Here is a 17,278-nt window from a genome sequence, read left to right as displayed (position 1 = left end):
AGGACCACGGCAAACTGGCGGTTTTTCATCATAAGCGTAAGCGCTGTCACGCCGCAGCGGCACTTCTCTTCTATGCTCAATTCAGAGCAGATAATTAATGACAGGGAGACTAAACATGCACCTGCTTATTACCGGTGGTACCGGCTTGATAGGTCGCCATTTAATTCCGCGCCTGCTGCAGCTGGGCCATCAGGTGAATGTGGTAACGCGTGACGTGGCGGCCGCGCGGGAAAAACTCGATGCGCGCGTGATGTTGTGGTCGGGCATTAACCAGCAGTCCGATCTCAATGCTATTGACGGCGTCATCAATCTGGCGGGAGAACCGATTGCCGACAAGCGCTGGACCGAGCAGCAAAAGCAGCGCCTGTGCGAAAGCCGCTGGCAAATCACTGAACAGATCGTCTCGCTGATCCACGCCAGCAGCAATCCGCCGCGCCTGTTGATTTCCGGCTCGGCCACCGGCTTTTATGGTGATACCGGCGATGTGGTGGTGACCGAGGACGATCCGGGCCACGAGGAGTTTACCCACACCCTGTGCGCCCGCTGGGAGCAGCTGGCGCTGAAGGCGCAAAGCGAGCGCACCCGCGTGTGCCTGCTGCGCACCGGCGTGGTGCTGGCGCGCGAAGGTGGCGCGCTGAGCAAAATGAAGCTGCCGTTCAAACTTGGCGTCGGCGGACCGATTGGCAGCGGCAAACAGTACCTGCCGTGGATCCACGTGGACGATCTGGTCAACGCCATCCTGTGGTTGATCGATAACGATCAGTTGCAGGGCCCGTTTAACATGGTGGCGCCTTACGCGGTGCGCAACGAGCAGTTCGCCGCCACGCTGGGCCAGGTGATGCATCGTCCGGCCTTTATGCGCACCCCGGCCAGCGCCATCAAACTGATGATGGGAGAATCCGCCGTGCTGGTGCTGGGCGGGCAGCACGTGCTGCCGAAGCGGCTGGAGGAGTCCGGCTTTGGTTTCCGCTGGTACGATTTGCAGGAAGCGCTGCAGGATGTCGCCGGCTGATGCGTCTCCGCTCAGGCTTACCGCGGCGCCACGGCGGGCGTGAGGCAAAGCTGCTGGAGAAAACGCGCCGTTAACGGTCGGGTATCCTGCCTGCGCCAGACGGCATATAGCACGATCTCCAGCGCCAGATCGGGTAGCGGCATCAGCACAACGTTATCCGGTACGATGCGCGCCAGGCTATGCTGGATCAGGGTGAAACCCAGCCCGGCTTCGACACAGGCAAGCGCCGCCAGCGGACCATTCACTTCAAAACGAATATCCGGCTGAAAGCCGGCGCGCTGGCAGGCTGCCAGCAATCGCGCCCGCGCGGCAGGGTTGAGATTTTCCTGGTCGGCAATCCACGCCCGACCGTGCAAATCAGCCGCCACGGGTGCGGTCAGCGCACTGGATGCTGGCATCGCCAGCAGCAACGGTTCGGTCGCGATCTTCTTATGCACAAAATCCGCGTCATCGTGCGGCAGCGTATGCACAATGGCAATATCGATCGCCCCCGCCTCTAACCGGGCAATTTGCTGTGCGGAACGTAACGCATGCAGCCGGACATCAATGCCCGCCCCCGGTGCCAGCCGCGCCAGTGCCGCGGGCAGCAGGCGCGAGTGTATAGCCGCCTCCACATATCCAATATCCAGCCGCCCGACGTCACCCTGCTGCAGATGCTGCGCATACTCTTTTAGCCGTTCGTGATGCTGCAAAAAGGGCGTCACCTCGGTGAGAAAGCGCTTACCCTCGTCCGTCAGGCGCAGACGTTTCTTTTCACGGTGAAACAGCACCATGCCCAGTTCGCTTTCCAGCTGCTGAATTTGCCGGCTAAGCGGTGACGGCGAAATATGTAACCGTTCCGCAGCCTGACCAATATGCTCCAGCGCCGCGACAGTGGCAAAGGCGCGCAAAATTTTTATGTCCATGACAATCCGGGTCTCAACTCTGTCAAAAATGACACTGGTCACCTTAACGGTGTTAGCGTCATTATCGCGCTAACAGCCACTGACGCAGCATTATCATCGCGCTAATCCGCCGCGAAAATTGCCGCGTTATTTTGTTTAACGTGAACGAATAAATTAGCGCACAGAAATCATTATGAGCCAGGCAATATTTTCATACACCACAGGGAAATATCAGGTCAGCGCCATCAGCGACGGCACTATGCAAGCCAGTCTGAGTTTATTAACGGATATTCACCACGACGATGCGGTCGATCTGCAACGCCAGGCAGGCATAGCACAGCCGGGCGACATCCATGTGTTTTGTTATCTGATCCGCGGTCAGGGACGCGTGATTCTGGTGGATACCGGGATGGGAAAACGCGATGCGCAGAGCGGCAAATTACTGCCTCATCTGCAGCTGGCCGGGGTGACGCCGGACGACATCGATACCCTGTTATTAACCCATGCGCACCCCGATCATATTGGCGGCTTGCTGGACAGCGCGGGTCAGCCGGTCTTTCGCCATGCCCGGCTCTGCCTCAGCCACAGCGAAGCCGCCTTCTGGCAGGATGATGTGGCGATCAGCCAGCTGAGTGAACGCGCGCAGTTAAACGCGGCGCTGGTGCGGCGCACCCTGCAGGCTTATGGCCCGCGGCTGCAGCTGATGGCGGATGAGGAGATCAGCCCGGGAATCCGTGCGCTGGCGTTACCCGGCCATACCCCGGGGCATTGCGGTTTTCGCATTGATTCAGACGGCGAGCGTTTATTGATTTGGGGTGATATTGTGCATTACCCGCCTGTTCAGCTGGCCTGTCCGCAGGTTTCTATCGCCTTCGATATTGATCCCGTCATGGCCAGCGAGACGCGCCGGCGTATTTTGCAGCAGGTGGCAGCGGAAAATACGGTGATTGCCGGCATGCATTTTGGCGCGTCTGGCTTTGCCAGAATCGTGGCGTTAGCGAACGGCGGTTATACGGCCAGCTATGTGTCAGCGTGTCACGATGGCGAAGCGGGTGAGCAATGACCGAATAACAGGCGGATTGACGGTGTGATTACACCTGATGCTCCGCCTGTTATCACTCACGCCTGTTTCGGCTGGCCGTTCGACGCCGTCAGGCCGCCATCGACCGGCAGGTTAACACCGGTGATATAACGCGCGTCGTCGCTGGCGATGAAAGCAATCGCGCTGGCGATATCTTCCGGTTCACCGGCGCGGCCCAGCGGAATACGGTCATAGAAGCGTGCAAGCAGCGCCTCATCGTTTTTCATCTCTTCGGTGAGATCGGTGAAGGTAAAGCCGGGACAAACGGCGTTAACGCGCACGCCGTCCGTGCCATAATCCATCGCCAGCGCGCGGGTAAAATTGGTCACCGCGCCCTTGGCGGCGTTGTAGACACTCATGCCCCAGTCGCCGCCCAGTCCGGATACCGACGAGGTATTCACCACGTTGCCTTTACTGTTGAGCAGCGCGGGCATAAAGAAGTGGGTGCAGTAAAATACACCGTCGAGGTCAGTACTCATCAGCGACTTCCAGTCCGCTATCGACACTTCATGAATTTTGCCCTGCACGATGCTGCCGGCGTTATTCACCAGCACATCCACACGCCCATACTGGCGCTGCACCTGCTCTGCCAGCTGTTTAACCTGATCCGCATCGCCGACGTCGCAGGGTGCCACCAGATGATTTTCTCCGCTCAGCGTGTTCAGCACCTGTTCCAGCTTGTCACGGGTTCTGCCCACCAGCACCACCTGTGCGCCTTCACTGGCGAAACGCTGCGCCGCGGCGGCACCAATGCCTGATCCGGCTCCGGTAATCACCACCACTTTCTCTGCAAAGCGCGACATATTTCCTCCTGGTTATTTCGTGGTTGAAACGGTTAAGCCTGGCAGCCAGCGCGCTGAGTTCAAGCGAAGCCTGCAGATTTAACGTGGCGCTTAGTTCAGGAAATAACCGGCGGATTATCAAATAGTGCACTTTTTTGTACGGTTATTGGTCGCCACCACCCAGCCCGTCTACAGTTAACATTCGCCATAAAAATTTACAAAAACTAAAGATTCCGGCCCGTTGTGTCGCCGCACACGCCGGCCGGTTACGCCTTATCTTGTTACTCTGTCTGGAAGCGATGATGAAAAAACGAGCCAAAACCCTGCCCGGTGTCACACGACGCCAGGTCCTGACCTGGTCGACGCTGGGCGTTGTCGCTGGCGTCACCCGCGCCGCCGATGCTGTCTCCCTCAAGGGCGCTCCCGGCTGGACCCCCTTCGCCGATAACCCACCAGAACAGTTCCAGGCTCAGGGCTGGCTGTTCTTCACCGATGAAGAAGCGCGCACCGTGGAAGCCATGGTTGACCGCATTATCCCGGCGGACGAGCTGAGCGTGGGCGGCAAAGAAGCCGGCTGCGCTGTCTTTATCGACCGCCAGCTGCACGGCTTTTATGGCACCTTTGAACGTCTCTACATGCAGGGCCCGTTTCAGCAGGGCACCACCGAGCAGGGCGACCAGTCGCCGCTGGTGCCGCAACAGCGCTATCGCCAGGGGCTGGCGGCGCTCAACCGCTACGTGCAGCAAACCTCGCAAAAGAACTTTGTCGATCTGACGCCGGCGCAGCAGGACGCGCTGCTGGCAGACATGGAAGCCGGAAAGGTGCATTTCAGCGGCTTTGATGCGCAGTCGCTGTTTCTCGAGGTGCTGAACAACACCATGGAAGGTTTCTTTGCCGATCCGATCTACGGCGGCAACAAAGACATGGTGTCGTGGAAGATGCTGGGCTTTCCCGGCGCGCGCTACGACTATCGCGAATACGTTGAGCGCCACAACGAAAATCTGGGCTTAGAGCCGATCAGCATTGCGCAATGGAAAGCACGGGGATAGATGATGAAGAAATTACCGAAAACCGATGTGGTGGTGATTGGCCTCGGCTGGGCCGGATCGATTATCGCCAATGAACTGGCCGACGAAGGCCTGGAAGTGATCGGCATTGAGCGCGGCCCGTGGCGCGACACCGCGCGTGACTTCAATATTGGCACCGTCACCGACGAGCTGCGCTACGTGATGCGCGAAGAGCTGATGCTGCGCACGCGGCAGAACACCTGCACCATGCGCAACAATCCGTCGCAAACCGCCCTGCCAATGCGCACCTGGGGCTCGTTCCATCCGGGCAACGGCACCGGCGGCGCGGGCAACCACTGGGCCGGCATTACCTTTCGCTTTCAGCCGGAAGAGTTTCGCCTGAAAAGCCACCTGACCGAACGCTACGGCGCCAGTGCCATTCCGGATGAGCTGGTGTTGCAGGACTGGGGCACCAGCTGGGAGGAGATGGAGCCGCACTACATGCAATTTGAGCGCGTGGCCGGCACCTCGGGCTACGCCGGTAATATTCAGGGAGAGAAACGGGCGGGCGGCAATCCGTTCGAAGGTGCGCGGTCGGCCGACTATCCGACGCCGCCGCTGCGCCAGCCCTATGGTCCGACGCTGTTTGCCGAAGCAGCGAAAAATCTCGGCTATCAGCCGTTTCCGGTGCCCTCCTCGCTGGTCTCCGAGGCGTACACCAATCCCTATGGTGTCACCATGGGTCCCTGCACCTTCTGCGGCTTCTGCACCAACTACGGCTGCGCCAACTACTCGAAAGCCAGCGCCATCACCACCGTGCTGCCGGCGCTGATGCGCAAAGAGAACTTTACCGCGTACACCAACTGCGAAGTGCTGGAAGTGCTGACCGATGCCAGCGGCAAACAGGCCACCGGCGTCACCTACATTGATTCCTCCGGCGATAAGTGGGAACAGCCGGCCGATCTGGTGATCGTCGCCGCCTTTACCTTTGAAAACGTGCGTCTGATGCTGCTCTCCGGCATTGGCCAGGCTTATGATCCGGTCACCAATAAAGGCACCACCGGTCGCAATTACGCCTACCAGACCGCCAACGGCGTCACGCTGTTTTTCGACAACAAAAACTTTAACCCGTTTATCGGTGCCGGCGCGGTGGGCATGGGCATTGATGAATTCAATAACGATAATTTTGACCACAGCGGTCTGGGCTTCTTCGGCGGCGGCAGCATCCGCGTGACGCCCATCGGCTCGGCACCGATTGGCTACCGGCCGCTGCCGCCCAACACACCCAAATGGGGCTCGAAGTGGAAACGCGCGCTGAAAGACAACTACCTCAGCACCATGTCGATTGGCTGCGAGGCCAGCAGCTACACCACGCGCACCAACTATCTGTCGCTCGATCCCAACTACAAAGATCCGCACGGCCGACCGCTGCTGCGCATTACCTTCGACTTTGCGGCGAACGATCTGAAAATGGCGCAGTACTGCACGGGTAAAGTGGCAGAAATCGCTAAATCGATGAACCCGCGCGAGATGATTGTCAAACCGATGACCGGCCACTGGAGCAGCGTGCCGTATCAGTCGTCGCACGTGGTTGGCGGCTTTATCATGGGCAGCGATCCCTCAACCAGCTCGGTCAATAAACATCTGCAGGTGTGGGATGTACCGAACCTGTTCGTGGTGGGCGCGTCAGCCTTTCCGCAAAACCCGGGCTATAACCCGACCGGCACCGTCGGCGCGCTGGCATTCAAAGCGGCGCATGCGATTCGTCACTACTATCTGCAACGTCCCGGGGAGATGATTACCGCATGAAAACACGCCTCTCTCTGTGCGCTGCCGCGCTGCTGCTCACCAGCTTTGTGTCTCACGCCCAGCCGGAATACGATCAGTACGCGCGCGGCAGCTATATCGCCACGCTGGCGGACTGCACCGCCTGCCACACCGCCGATCCGCAGCAGCCGTTTGCCGGGGGCGTCAGGTTGCAGACGCCGTTTGGTACGCTGGTCGGCGCTAACATCACGCCGGACCGCGAAACCGGCATCGGCAACTGGCGCTATGAAGATTTCCGCCGCGCCATGACCGAGGGCATCGGCCACGGCGGCAAGCGGCTGTACGGCGCGATGCCGTTCACCGCCTACACCAAAATGTCGGATAAGGATCTGCAGGATTTGTGGGCATGGATGCAGACGCTGCAGCCGATACACAACCCGGTCGAGACCAATCAGCTGCCCTTCCCTTTCAACATCCGCACCAGCCTGATGGTGTGGAACTGGATCAACTTTGACCAGGGCGCGTTCCAGCCGGACGCCCGTCAATCCGCCCAGTGGAATCGCGGTGCGCATCTGGTGCAGGGCGCGGGCCACTGCGGCACCTGCCATACGCCGAAAAATCTGCTCGGCGGCGATAAAAACGGCGCGTTTTTGCGTGGCGAAGTGGTCGAAGGCTGGATGGCGCCGGACATCACCGCGAACCCGCACAGCGGGCTGGGCAAATGGAGCCAGCAGGATATCGTCAGCTACCTGCGTACCGGCGTGAACCGTTTCGATATCGCTTCCGGTCCGATGGCCGACGCGGTGCGTCACTCCACGCAGCACTGGCGCGATGAAGATCTGCAGGCGGTGGCGGTGTACCTGAAAAGCGGGGAATCGCGTGATGAGCAAGCGCCCGCCGCACTTGCCGCGACGGACGATCGCATGAAGCTGGGCGCGCAAATCTATGCGGCGAAGTGTTCAGCCTGCCACAGCCCGGGCGGCCGCGGTGAGAAGAATATCTTCCCGCAGCTGGCGGACAATCCGTTGCTCAATCAGGAGGATGCCACCTCGCTAATTCGGGTGGTGGCCGCCGGTAGTCGCGGTGTCGATACCGATGCCCGCCCCACAGCACCGGCAATGCCGGCCTTTGCCGGCACGCTGGGTGATGAGGAGATCGCCGCGGTGGTGAGCTACATCCGCAACAGCTGGGGAAATGCCGCCGCACCGGTCAGCGCTGACGACGTGAAGAAAGTGAAACAGAAGCTGGAATAGCGCCAGCACCGGCAGCGGCGGCTGCCGGTGCGACAGGCTCAGCGTTAGCTGCGCTGCTGCACCACCGACGACTTCACCGCTGACGCCTCTCGCGTGTGTCCCGGCTGCGGCACGCGAATGATAAAGGTCAGCACGCCGGCGAACAGGTAGAGCGCGGTATAGGCCCACACCACCCCGACGATATCGAAGAACGGCAGCAGCAGCGAGGCAATCGCCGGGGCAACAAAGTTACTCAGCCCGGCCGACAGATTGTAAATCGATACCGCTGCGCCCTTATGATGCGGTTCCAGCGTCGGGAACACCGCGGTCATCGGCACAAAGGCAGCGACAAAGATCCCCAGCATGATCGCCGGAATCAGCGCCACCCAGAAGTTATGCCCGGCATACAGCGGCAGGTAGTAAAACGCCAGGCTGGAGATCGCCATACCGAGGCAGCCGAACCAGCGCACCTGACGGATCCAGCCCAGCTTCTCACCGGTAATGCCCCAGAAAATATTGGTAAAGATGGTGACGAAGAAGAACACCGCCCAAATCTGCAGCCATTCGGAGATGGTAAAGCCCAGCCGATCGACAAACAGCAGCGGCATGATGATGGCAAAACCAAACAGCGACAGCGTATTGATGATGCGGATCAGGCAGGCATAAAACACATGCTGGTTGGTGAACAGAATGGTTACGGCACGCGACATCTCCGTCATCTTATCGCGCAGCGGCAGATTAACGCGGGAACGATCCACCGGCACGTTGCGCAGGCTGAAGTAGGCCAGCACGCCGCCGCACGCCACCCAGACAATCGCCAGCCATAAGGTGCCGGTTTCGCCCAGCATCGGGATGGTCAGGCTCGGCAGATAGCTACCCACCACGCCAATCCCCACGGAGTACATCGCCCAGAACCAGCCGGTGGCGGCGGCCAGCTTGTCACGCGGCAGCACCTGCACCAGCATCATCATGAACGAGTAGATAAACAGCGGATAGGCCAGGCCGCGAATGCCGTAGAATAGCACCATCAGCGGATAGTTACGCAGCCCGAGCCCCAGCGACATAAACAGCGCATGCATGACGATCCACAGCACAAAGCCAATCATCATGGCGCGCTGCGGCGTAATCAGCTCCGCCACCACACCGGAGGCCCACGCCGCCAGCGCGGCGGCCAGACCATAAAACGTAAACACCACCGCCGACTGGGCCGGCGAAAAGCCCATGTCAGTGATGTGGCGCGAGAGAAACGCCATTTCGAAGCCGTCGCCGGCCATGAAAATGGCGATGGCCAGAAAGCCCCAGAACATCTTTTTCGGTAAGCCAAACCAGTATGCGTTCGATTGCATGACAATCTTCCTTCCGTTCGCTAATCCGATCAGGCAGGCAGCAACGCGCGCGCCTGCTGTTGTTGTACATAGAGTTCACGGAACAGGCGCAGCCGCTGCTGCAGCACGGCCCCGCGCGCCGCATCGGGCTGATAGCGCGCCTGCACTGGCGGCTTCAGGCACACGTCGGCTTCGCTGCCGCCGTCGGCCAGCCACGCCAGTCGCGCCGCACCCAGCGCGCCGGAGGCGCTGGCCGGATGGGTCACTATCGGCAGCTGCAGCACGTCGGCAATCAGCTGCGCCCACAGCGTGCTGCGCGCACCGCCGCCGGTCAGGCTGCACTGCTGAATCTGCTGTTGCGTATCGCCCAGCACTGCCAGGCCATCCGCCAGGCCAAACGCTACGCCCTCAATCACCGCATAGCCGAGCAGCGCGCGCGGCGTTTCGTGGCGCAGATGGAAAAATGCCCCGGTCGCCTGCGGATCATTGTGCGGCGTGCGTTCACCAGAGAGATACGGCAGAAACAGCGGTGCCTGACGCAGCTGCTCCGCGCTGAGCTGTGCTATCTCGTCCATCAGCTGGCTTTCGGTGACCGACAGCAGATTGCACAGCCAGCGCAGACAGCTGGCGGCGCTGAGCATCACGCTCATCTGGTGCCAGCGTCCCGGCAGCGCATGGCAGAAAGCGTGCACGCCGGATTGCGGATCGGCGCGCAGCCGATCGTTAACCACAAAAATCACGCCCGACGTGCCGAGCGAGATAAAGGCATCGCCCGCATTAACCGCGCCAACGCCCACCGCCGATGCGGCGTTATCACCGCCGCCGCCGGCCACGCTCACCGTGGCGGCTAAGCCCCATTCGCTGGCCAGATCGGCGCGCAGCGTGGCGCTGACCGCGCAGCCCTCAACCAGTTCGGGCATCTGTGCGCGCGTCAGCCCGCTAATCGCCAGCAGTGCGTCAGACCAGTCGCGCTGGGCCACGTCGAGCCACAGCGTACCGGCGGCGTCCGACGGCTCGCTGACAAAGCGCCCGGTCAGACGCCAGCGCAGGTAGTCCTTGGGCAGCAACACCTTGTCGATGCGGCGGAAGATTTCGGGCTCATGTTCCGCCACCCAGTGCAGTTTCGGCGCGGTAAAGCCGGGCATAATCAGGTTGGCGGCGATCTGCATCATCTGCGGATGCTGCTGGCGCAGCGCATCACACTGCGCCGCGCTGCGCGTGTCGTTCCACAATATGCACGGCCGCAGCACCTCACCGGCGGCATCCAGCAGCACGGCGCCGTGCATCTGACCGGAGAGACCGATGGCGCGAATCGCGGCCCACGCGTCCGGCGCCTGCTGGCGCAGCCCGGCGATCGCCTGACCACACGCCTGCCACCAGCGCTCGGGATCCTGCTCCGCCCAGTGCGGATGCGGACGCTGCACGCTGAGCGTGGCGTGATTCGACGCCACAATCTCGCCCTGCGGGTTAACGATCAGCGCTTTGAGTTCAGAGGTGCCAATATCAATGCCGAGATACATGATGTGCGCTCCTTACACCGTCGCCGGCTGCAGCAATTGCTGCTCAATGGCGTCTACGCTGCGCGTCACCAGCGCATGAAAAGCGCGGTCATCGGCCAGTTCGGCAAACAGCGCGCGGTCGCTGAGGAAGGTTTGTAGCGCATTCTCGCCGCTCAGTTGCTGGCGCAGCGCGTCAGCATTGAGCACGCCATCCTGATAGGCATACGGCAGCTGGTTGCTGGCCCAGCGTTGCAGGAACAGGTAGAACAGTGCCGGCAGCACGGCGGTGGCGGTCGGTTCTGCGCCGCGCTGATAGCATTCGCGCAGCGTCGGCGTCACCATGCCGGGGATTTTCGACAGCCCGTCGGCACCAACGCGCTGGTTGGTATCTTTGATGTAGGGATTGCTAAAGCGCGCCAGCACCACGTCGCGGTAATCCGCCAGATCGAGCGGGCTGGGCGACAGTGACGGGATCACGTCCTGCGTGATGTAGTCATACGCCAGCTGATAAATCGCGGGCTGACGCGTGCTGTCATCAATGTAGTCATGGCCGGTGAGCGTGCCTGCCCAGGCAATCGCCGCGTGCGTGGCGTTGAGGATGCGGATTTTCGCCTCTTCCCACGGCAGCACCGACGCCACCAGCTCCACGCCCACCTTTTCCAGCGCCGGGCGTCCGGCGATGAAATCATCCTCAATCACCCACTGGATAAACGATTCCGCCATCACCGCCGCGCCATCGTCTTTGCCGGTGGCCGCTTTGACGCGTTCGGCGACATCCGGCGTGGGGCGCGGCGTGATGCGATCCACCATGGTGTTTGGCGAAGTGGTGTTATCGCGCACCCAGCTGGCCAGCGCGCGGTCGCCCTGCGCGGCGAGAAACGCCAGCATGCCGTGACGGAAACGTTCGCCGTTGTGACGCAGGTTGTCGCAGTTGAGCAGCGTGACCGGCGCACCGCCGCTGGCCACGCGCTGGCGCAGAATGCGGGTCAGCGCGCCGTAAATAGTGCGCGCCTCACCACGGAGATCGGCCTGAATATCCGCCTGGCTGAGATCGAGTTCATGCGCCGGCGTCAGGTAATAACCGGCTTCGGTCACGGTAAAACCGATCACTTTTGTCTCAGCGCTGGCGCCCTGTGCCACCAGCGCACTGATCTCCGCGTCCCACGGCAGAATGGTGCGCAGCGAAGTGATGGTTTCATACGCGCGCTCGCCCTCCGGCGTCACGGTTTCCAGCACGTACTCGCCGTTTTGCGCCTGCAGCTGGTTGAGCAGCGCTACCGCATCGCCGCGGATGTTGCCGAGCGCGATGCTCCAGCTGTCATCGCCCTGCTGGCGCAGCTGGTGCAGATACCACGCCTGATGCGCGCGGTGAAAAGAGCCTGCGCCGATATGCATCCACACTGATTTCGTCGTCATAGTTGCCTCGAAATAAACATTTGCCACAATGGAGGGCATTTGCCCGATGAGGCGTAGCATAGTCGCCGGCAGGGCGATCGTTCTGCGAGATCCATCACATTTAATACTTTTGCTCTTTTTTAGGGCTTTTGCTCAGTTAACGCTTCAGGGGCAAGACGCGATAAACTGGCGCATCGGAGTTTGACGGAACAAGGCGATGAGCAGAGAAGAGAAGAAGCAGGAGCTGGCAGCGCGGGCAGCGTGGATGTATTACGTGGCAGGCGTCACGCAGCAGGAGATTGCGCGCGCGCTGGGCTTATCGCGGCAGGTGGCGCAGCGGCTGGTCTCCAGCGCGCGTGAGATGGGCATGGTCAGCGTGAAGATCGACCATCCGGTCACGCACTGCCTGCATCTGGCGCGCGAGATCGAACAAAAGTTTGGCCTGACGCTGTGCCGCGTGGTGCCGTCAGCCGGGCTGGATGATGAGGCGATTCAGCAAATGCTGGCGGTGGAAGGCGCGGCGGTGATGGCGCAGTTTATCAACGAAGAGACGCCGCAGGTGTTTGGCATCGGTTCCGGCAAAACGCTGCGCTCAATGATTGATGCGCTGCCGTGGGTTGAACGGCCCCAGCATCAGTGTGTGTCAATGATCGGCGCGATTGCGCGTGACGATTCCGGTACCCGCTACGACGTACCGCTGAAAATGGCGGAGAAGATGCAGGGCAAATATTTCTTCATTCCGGCACCGCTGTATGCTGACACGCCGCAGGATAAGACGATGTGGGTGCAGCATCAGGTCTATCAGCGCGTCACCCAGCGTGCGCTGCAGGCTAACGTGGCGTTTGTCGGCATTGGCGAAGTGATGCCGGGCTGCCCGCTCAATGCCGAAGGCTTTATCACCGATGCGCAGGTAGAAGCGCTCAACGCGCGCGGCGTGGTGGGTGAAATGCTGGGGCATTTTTTCAATCAGCAGGGAGAGCGGGTATACGGCGAAACCGATGAGCTGCTGACCAGCGTGCTGCTGGAGAGCCAGACGCAGCGCAATATCATCGGCTTTGCCGGCAGCGCGCGCAAATACGCAGCGATTCACGCCGCGCTGCACGGCGGCTGGATCTCCGGGCTGGTGACGGATGAAGACACCGCGCTGAAACTGCTGCATGATTAATTAAAAATTTCTGTGATTCGTCACGGCGCGATGTATCGCGCGGATTTGTCCGCCGCATCGCCGGGAAACGCGCAATACATTGCGCCGCAACGGTTCAGAAACCTATTTCAACGATCCCTTCAAAAACTGCTGCAGGCGCGGACTTTTCGGGTTGCCGAACAGTTCGTCTGGCGCGCCCTGCTCTTCGATTTTGCCCTGATGCAGGAAAATCACGTGGTTGGATACGTGACGGGCGAACTCCATCTCGTGCGTCACTACCACCATGGTTTTGCCCTCTTCGGCCAGCTTCTGCATGATGCGCAGCACTTCGCCTACCAGCTCCGGATCGAGCGCCGAGGTCGGTTCGTCAAACAGCAACACTTCCGGCTCCATCGCCAGCGCGCGGGCAATCGAAACACGCTGCTGCTGGCCGCCTGACAGATGCACCGGGTATTTGGCACGCGCGCGCGCATCAATACCGACTTTATCGAGGTATTTAATTGCCCGCTCGCGCGCTTCGGCTTTGCTCAGCCCCAGCACCTGAATCGGTGCTTCAGTAACGTTATCCAGCACCGTCATGTGGCTCCACAAATTGAAGTGCTGGAACACCATAGTCAGCCGGGTACGCAGCGAACGCAGCTGCTCCTTGTTGGCCACTTTCAGCTGGCCATCGGTGTCGCGCACCAGGTTTATCGCCTCGTTGTTAACCGCGATGGTGCCTTCACTCGGCTTTTCGAGGAAGTTGATGCAGCGTAAAAAGGTACTTTTCCCGGAACCGGAAGAGCCAATAATGCTGATCACATCGCCGGCGTTGGCCTGCAGCGACACGCCCTTCAGAACTTCATGTTCACCGTAACGCTTATGCAGTTCGGTAACGCTTAATTTATTTTCAGCCATAGTCATACTCAGTGCGACGAAGAGGGTTTCACATGCGCGAGGAAGCGGCGCTCCGCAAGGCGGAACAGGCTAATCAGCACGTAAGAGATAATCAGGTACAGCACCGCAGCGATGCCGAACGCGGTGAACGGCTGATAGGTCGCCGAGTTGATATCGCGCGCGATTTTTAGCAAATCCGGCACGGTGGCGGTGAACGCCAGCGCGGTGGAGTGCAGCATCAGAATCACTTCATTGCTGTAGGCGGGCAGCGCGGTGCGCAGCGCCGACGGCAGAATGATGCAGCGGTAAAGTTTAAACGGCGAGAAACCATAGGCGCGCGCGGCTTCGATTTCACCGTGTGGCACGGCGCGAATGGCACCGGCAAAAATCTCGGTGGTATAAGCACAGGTGTTCAGGGTAAATGCCAGCAGCGTACAGTTCAGGCCACTGCGGAAGAAGGCGTTCAGCAGCTCGGAGCCTTTCACCACCTCCAGCGTGTACATGCCGGAATAGAACACCAGCAGCTGCACATACAGCGGCGTGCCGCGAAACACATAGGTAAACAGCCACACCGGCGTGGAGATATAGCGATTTGGCGACACGCGCGCGATGGCCAGCAGCACCGCAAGGCTACCGCCAATCACTACGGACAGAATCAGCAGCCACAGCGTGATGGCCACGCCGGTAAAACGGTAACCGTCGGTCCAGAGCAGTTGTTTCCAGTACTCCTGAATAATCTCGATCATAACTCTGCCCTTTTCACCCCTACCGAGTAGCGGCGTTCAAGCCACCACAGCACGCCGTTGGACAGCGTGGTAAACACCAGATAAATCACCCCGGCAACAATCGCGAAGTAAAACGGTTGCCAGGTACTTTTGCCGGCCAGCTGCGTGGCTTTTACCACATCTTCAAGGCCGAGCAGCGACACCAGCGCGGTGGCTTTGAGAATCACCTGCCAGTTGTTGCCGATGCCGGGCAGCGCAAAGCGCATCATCGCCGGGAACAGAATGCGACGGAAAGTTTGCGCGCCGGTAAAGCCGAAGGCGGTGGCGGCTTCAATCTGCCCTTTCGGCACCGCGAGAAACGCGCCACGGAAGGTTTCAGTGAAGTAAGCACCGTAGATGAAGCCGAGCGTAATAATACCGGCCACCATCGGGTCGATATCAAACTGCGCCATGCCGAGCGCATCGGTTACGGCATTGAGGGCAATCTGCAGACCGTAAAAGATCAGCAGCATCAGCACCAGGTCGGGCACGCCACGGATTAGCGTGGTGTAGCCTTCAAAAATCATCGCCAGCGGGCGATTGCGGGAGAGTTTGGCACCGGCCCCTATCAGGCCCAGCACCACGGCCAGCACCACCGAGCTGAGCGCCAGCTCAAGGGTCACCAGCGTGCCTTTGAGAATTACTTCAGAATAGCCATACAACATGGGTTCGATCCTGTCGTGAGGGAAATAAACAAACGCTGTCCAACAACACACGGACAGTCCTGACCAGGGATGTGAATCACGGAAGGATGGTGGCAAGCGTATGAACTCCGGGAGTTTACATAAGTAAGCGCCCGGAGTGAATAGTTATGACCCACGTTGGCGTGACTCAATACACCCGTCCAGGAACAGGAGTCTTAATCGCCGTAAACGTTGAAATCAAAGTACTTCTTCGCAATCTTGTCGTAGGTACCGTCTTTGCGCATGTCGTTAAAGGCTTTGTCGATGGCAGCTTTCAGATCGGCGTCATCTTTACGCAGGCCCATACCGGTGCCGACGCCAAAGATTTTGTCATCTTTCACCGCCGGACCGGCGAACGCGTAGTTTTTCCCGACCGGCTGCTTAAGGAAGCCTTCGCTCGCCTGCACTTCATCCTGGAACGCCGCATCAATACGGCCAGCGTTCAGGTCCTGATACACCAGATCCTGGTTGGCATACGGCGTGACGGTCACCCCTTTTGGACGCCAGTATTCATTGGCGTAGGTTTCCTGCGTGGTGCCCTGCAGCAGGCCGATGTTCTTGCCCTTCAGCGACTCAATGGTCGGCTGCAGTTTAGACCCCTTCGGCGCCACTAAACGCGCGTTCGCTGCATACAGTTTTTCCGAGAAGGCGATCTCTTCCTGACGTTTCTCGGTGATCGAGAGTGAAGAGATGATGGCGTCGATCTTCTTCGCTTTCAGCGACGGGATCAGCGCATCGAAATCACTTTCCACATAAGTACATTTGGTCTTGATACGCTTACAGATCTCGTTGGCCAGGTCGATATCAAAGCCAACCAGCTGGCCCTGCGCGTTCTTGGACTCAAACGGCGGGTAAGTTGGATCGGTCCCGATGCGCAGCGACTGCGGTACCGCTGCGAACACGCTCGCAGCGCCGGACATAGCCAGCATCAGAGAAAGAGCCAGAACTCGCTTTTTCATAGGTAACCCTCAAGTGAAGTGCTTATTGTTATGTGGTGCGTGATGTGTTTGCGCTGAATGTTTTGCAGGTTTCATGCCAGTTGTGCAAATCGGCGAAACTGTGCGCAGGCGCACTAAATACCGCGTCCATCTGCGACGCAAGCACTTAGTTTGTGAGGGAAATATAACAGCGGTGTGAGGAAGAAAAAGTGAGATTGTTAACTTTTGGTGCACAAGATGCACGAACAGTGATCGGCCCCGCGCTTTTGCACGCATTCAGTGCATTATTGCACCATCATGCACCCTGCCAGCGGGTAAACAGATCTTCCGGCAGCTCGATATCAAACTGATCCAGCACGCGGTTGACCGTCTGATCAATCAAATCGTGGATGCACTGCGGGCGGTGATAAAACGCCGGCACCGGCGGCATAATCAGCGCCCCAAGCTCGGCGGCGGTGGTCATCATGCGCAGATGACCGAGATGCAGCGGGGTTTCCCGCACGCATAGGACCAGCCGGCGCTGCTCTTTCAGCACCACGTCGGCGGCGCGCGTCAGCAGACTGTCGCTGTAGCTGTGCACAATGCCGGACAGGGTTTTCATGGAACACGGCAGAATTGCCATACCCAGCGTTTTGAACGAGCCGGACGAGATGCTGGCGGCGATATCGCGCACATCGTGCACCACATCGGCCAGCGCCTGCACGTCACGCAGGCTGTAATCGGTCTCCAGCGCCAGTGTCTGCCGCGCCGCCGGGCTCATCACCAGATGGGTTTCCACTTCGGCTAACGGTTGCAGCACCTGCAGCATACGCACGCCGTAGATCGCGCCGCTGGCGCCGGAAATACCAATGATGAGTCGTTTCATAATTCAGCCTTGCTGCAAAAGAGT

At 59.7% G+C, this 17,278-nt stretch carries 16 protein-coding genes; 6 read left to right on the top strand and 10 right to left on the bottom strand.

All coding sequences use genetic code 11. The features are described from left to right. Window positions 1–115 precede the first annotated feature (115 nt). Window positions 116–1,012 (top strand): TIGR01777 family oxidoreductase, encoded by an 897-nt coding sequence (locus H7K56_RS11725; RefSeq protein ID WP_021509198.1) that lies wholly within the window; start codon window positions 116–118, stop codon window positions 1,010–1,012. A gap of 17 nt (window positions 1,013–1,029) precedes the next feature. Here the strand turns inward: H7K56_RS11725 and H7K56_RS11720 are convergent, their stop codons facing one another. Then, window positions 1,030–1,917 carry a LysR family transcriptional regulator gene (locus tag H7K56_RS11720; protein ID WP_058780300.1) on the bottom strand — a complete coding sequence of 296 codons (888 nt, stop codon included), beginning with the start codon at window positions 1,915–1,917 and terminating at the stop codon, window positions 1,030–1,032. Window positions 1,918–2,089: 172 nt separating this feature from the next. On the opposite strand from H7K56_RS11720, the gene H7K56_RS11715 reads away from it, so the two are divergent. Continuing rightward, complete coding sequence (locus tag H7K56_RS11715) at window positions 2,090–2,959, top strand: MBL fold metallo-hydrolase (RefSeq protein WP_150361340.1); 870 nt, start codon at window positions 2,090–2,092, stop codon at window positions 2,957–2,959. Window positions 2,960–3,015: 56 nt separating this feature from the next. Here the strand turns inward: H7K56_RS11715 and budC are convergent, their stop codons facing one another. After that, window positions 3,016–3,780 (bottom strand): meso-2,3-butanediol dehydrogenase, encoded by a 765-nt coding sequence (gene budC / locus H7K56_RS11710; RefSeq protein ID WP_150361341.1) that lies wholly within the window; start codon window positions 3,778–3,780, stop codon window positions 3,016–3,018. A 278-nt stretch (window positions 3,781–4,058) separates the two neighbouring features. Here budC and H7K56_RS11705 point away from each other — a divergent pair, with 278 nt between their 5' ends. From H7K56_RS11705 to H7K56_RS11695, 3 genes are read left to right on the top strand one after another with little or no spacing between them, the layout of a single operon-like run. Next, a complete protein-coding gene (locus H7K56_RS11705) occupies window positions 4,059–4,808 on the top strand; it encodes a gluconate 2-dehydrogenase subunit 3 family protein (RefSeq protein WP_249042749.1) in 750 nt (249 codons plus the stop codon). Then, window positions 4,809–6,575: a GMC family oxidoreductase gene (locus tag H7K56_RS11700; protein WP_104188552.1), complete on the top strand. Its 1,767-nt coding sequence runs from the start codon at window positions 4,809–4,811 to the stop codon at window positions 6,573–6,575. Next, complete coding sequence (locus H7K56_RS11695) at window positions 6,572–7,786, top strand: cytochrome c (RefSeq protein WP_150361342.1); 1,215 nt, start codon at window positions 6,572–6,574, stop codon at window positions 7,784–7,786. Before H7K56_RS11700 ends, H7K56_RS11695 begins: the two co-directional genes overlap by 4 nt. Before the next feature lie 44 nt (window positions 7,787–7,830). Here H7K56_RS11695 and H7K56_RS11690 read toward each other — a convergent pair whose 3' ends face one another. The 3 genes from H7K56_RS11690 to dalD are packed head-to-tail and all read right to left on the bottom strand — an operon-like array spanning window position 7,831 to window position 12,005. After that, a complete protein-coding gene (locus H7K56_RS11690) occupies window positions 7,831–9,111 on the bottom strand; it encodes an MFS transporter (protein WP_021509191.1) in 1,281 nt (426 codons plus the stop codon). 29 nt (window positions 9,112–9,140) lie between these two features. Continuing rightward, entirely contained in the window at window positions 9,141–10,610 is a 1,470-nt protein-coding gene (gene xylB / locus H7K56_RS11685) for a xylulokinase (RefSeq protein WP_182689016.1), read from the bottom strand. Window positions 10,611–10,622: 12 nt separating this feature from the next. Further along, window positions 10,623–12,005: a D-arabinitol 4-dehydrogenase gene (gene dalD, locus H7K56_RS11680; protein WP_150361906.1), complete on the bottom strand. Its 1,383-nt coding sequence runs from the start codon at window positions 12,003–12,005 to the stop codon at window positions 10,623–10,625. A 196-nt stretch (window positions 12,006–12,201) separates the two neighbouring features. Here dalD and H7K56_RS11675 point away from each other — a divergent pair, with 196 nt between their 5' ends. Beyond that, complete coding sequence (locus tag H7K56_RS11675) at window positions 12,202–13,149, top strand: sugar-binding transcriptional regulator (protein ID WP_031280034.1); 948 nt, start codon at window positions 12,202–12,204, stop codon at window positions 13,147–13,149. A gap of 102 nt (window positions 13,150–13,251) precedes the next feature. On the opposite strand, the gene hisP is transcribed toward H7K56_RS11675, so the two are convergent. The 5 genes from hisP to H7K56_RS11650 all read right to left on the bottom strand — a co-directional run bounded on the left by hisP (window position 13,252) and on the right by H7K56_RS11650 (window position 17,254). Next, window positions 13,252–14,025: a histidine ABC transporter ATP-binding protein HisP gene (gene hisP, locus H7K56_RS11670; RefSeq protein WP_058769896.1), complete on the bottom strand. Its 774-nt coding sequence runs from the start codon at window positions 14,023–14,025 to the stop codon at window positions 13,252–13,254. An 8-nt stretch (window positions 14,026–14,033) separates the two neighbouring features. Beyond that, window positions 14,034–14,750 (bottom strand): ABC transporter permease, encoded by a 717-nt coding sequence (locus H7K56_RS11665; protein WP_021509186.1) that lies wholly within the window; start codon window positions 14,748–14,750, stop codon window positions 14,034–14,036. Then, the gene (locus H7K56_RS11660) at window positions 14,747–15,433 is read right to left on the bottom strand and encodes a histidine ABC transporter permease HisQ (protein WP_058785603.1); all 687 of its coding nucleotides are present in this window, start codon (window positions 15,431–15,433) and stop codon (window positions 14,747–14,749) included. Before H7K56_RS11660 ends, H7K56_RS11665 begins: the two co-directional genes overlap by 4 nt. A 194-nt stretch (window positions 15,434–15,627) precedes the next feature. Next, window positions 15,628–16,410, bottom strand: a complete 783-nt coding sequence (gene argT, locus H7K56_RS11655; protein WP_031280032.1) for a lysine/arginine/ornithine ABC transporter substrate-binding protein ArgT — start codon at window positions 16,408–16,410, stop codon at window positions 15,628–15,630. Window positions 16,411–16,684: 274 nt separating this feature from the next. After that, entirely contained in the window at window positions 16,685–17,254 is a 570-nt protein-coding gene (locus tag H7K56_RS11650; RefSeq protein WP_150361907.1) for a UbiX family flavin prenyltransferase, read from the bottom strand. Window positions 17,255–17,278 lie beyond the last annotated feature (24 nt).

The organism is Pantoea dispersa, from assembly GCF_014155765.1.
GTDB lineage: Bacteria > Pseudomonadota > Gammaproteobacteria > Enterobacterales > Enterobacteriaceae > Pantoea > Pantoea dispersa.
Note: the sequence above shows the minus strand (reverse complement) of the source record. Positions and strands in the feature narration are given on the sequence as shown.